This is a genomic window from Burkholderia sp. Ax-1720 (assembly GCF_011753035.1).
In the GTDB taxonomy this organism is placed as follows: Bacteria; Pseudomonadota; Gammaproteobacteria; order Burkholderiales; family Burkholderiaceae; genus Burkholderia; species Burkholderia gladioli.
Genome location: NZ_VWWK01000419.1, coordinates 1 through 1,348, shown reverse-complemented (window position 1 = coordinate 1,348; position 1,348 = coordinate 1). Strand labels below are relative to the sequence as shown.

Sequence of the window (1,348 nt, the reverse complement as noted above, 5' to 3'; positions counted from 1 at the left end):
AGCCGGGGTCGAGGCCGGGGTCGAAGTCGGCGCGGCGCCGCTGGCCGGCTGCGCCGCGCCTTGCGCCTTGCGCTGGTCGCGCGCATCGGGCGCGCGCATCGCCACCGTGGCGGTGCGGCCCGCGATCATGCGGAAATCGTCGGGCACCTCGTCGAGCGCGACGCGCACCGGAATCCGCTGCGCCAGCCGCACCCAGCTGAAGGCCGGGTTGACGTTGGGCAGCAGGTTCGCGCTCTGGGTGCGGTCGCGATCCTCGATGGCCGCCACGATGCTCTGCACATGGCCGCGCAGCGGCCGCGGCTCGCCCATCACGCTGATGTCCACCGGCTGGCCGATATGGATGCCGTGCAGCTTGGTTTCCTCGAAATAGCCGTCGATACGGAACGAATGCTGGTCGACCACCGACAGCACGGCGCGGCCGGCCGGCACGTATTCGCCCACGCGCGGCGCGCGGTCGTTCAGGTAGCCGTCCACCGGGCTGACGATGGTGGTGCGCTGCAGGTTCAGCTTCGCGGTATCGACATTGACCTGCGCGTCGGCCAGCGCGGCCTCGCCCTGGTCGACGCGGGTGCGGCTTTCCTCGAGCTGCTCGCTGGCCACCAGGTTGCCGAGCTTGAGATTGCGCGCGTATTCGCGCCGCGCCTGGGCCAGCGTCGCCGCGCGCTGCTCGAGCGTGGCCTGGGCCAGGCGCAGCGCGAGCGTGTAGCGCGCCCGGTCGATCACGAACAGCACCTGGCCCTGCGAGACGGCCTGGTTGTCGACCACCCGCACCTCGGTGATCAGCCCCGACACGTCGGGCGCGACCTGGATCACGTCTGCGCGCACGTGGCCGTCGCGGGTCCAGGGCGAGAACATGTAGTAGTTGATGATGCGCCATAGCACGAGGCCGGCGACGACCACCACGATCAGGGTCAGCAGGATCTGCCCCGCCGAAAACCAGGTTCTTTTCGCGTTCACGTTATTGGGTTCTTGGTGTTGTCAGGTAGCCACGAAATGATGGGAGGCGATCACGACGCCGGCCAGCACGAACACGTAGATGCCGAGGTCGAAGATCGAGCGATGCCAGACGAAGCGGTAGATGCCGGTGCGCGTGAGCAGCGCGCGCACCGCGATATTGATCAGGTAGGCGATCAGCATCAGCACCAGCGGTGCCGGCACGAACACGCCGAAGATGTCGAATTCGCCGATCATGGTCGCGAGGAAATGGGCATGGTGTCGTCGGGATCAGGCGCGCGGGGCGCCGGGCGCGGCGGCGGGCGGCAGCGCCTGCATCAGCGCGGGATTGAGCGACAGGCGCAGGCCGACCAGCGCATGCAGCGCGTCGCGCAGCCCGCGCTGCAGCGCGGCG

The 1,348-nt window shown here is 69.2% G+C and carries 2 protein-coding genes; both read right to left on the bottom strand.

The features are described from left to right. On the bottom strand, nt 1-957 hold a 957-nt coding region (locus F3J18_RS37355), incomplete at its 3' end, for an HlyD family secretion protein (protein WP_166917183.1). Between the two features lie 21 nt (nt 958-978). Then, nucleotides 979-1,191 carry a DUF1656 domain-containing protein gene (locus F3J18_RS37350; protein ID WP_013690214.1) on the bottom strand — a complete coding sequence of 71 codons (213 nt, stop codon included), beginning with the start codon at nt 1,189-1,191 and terminating at the stop codon, nt 979-981. Between the last annotated feature and the right edge of the window lie 157 nt (nt 1,192-1,348).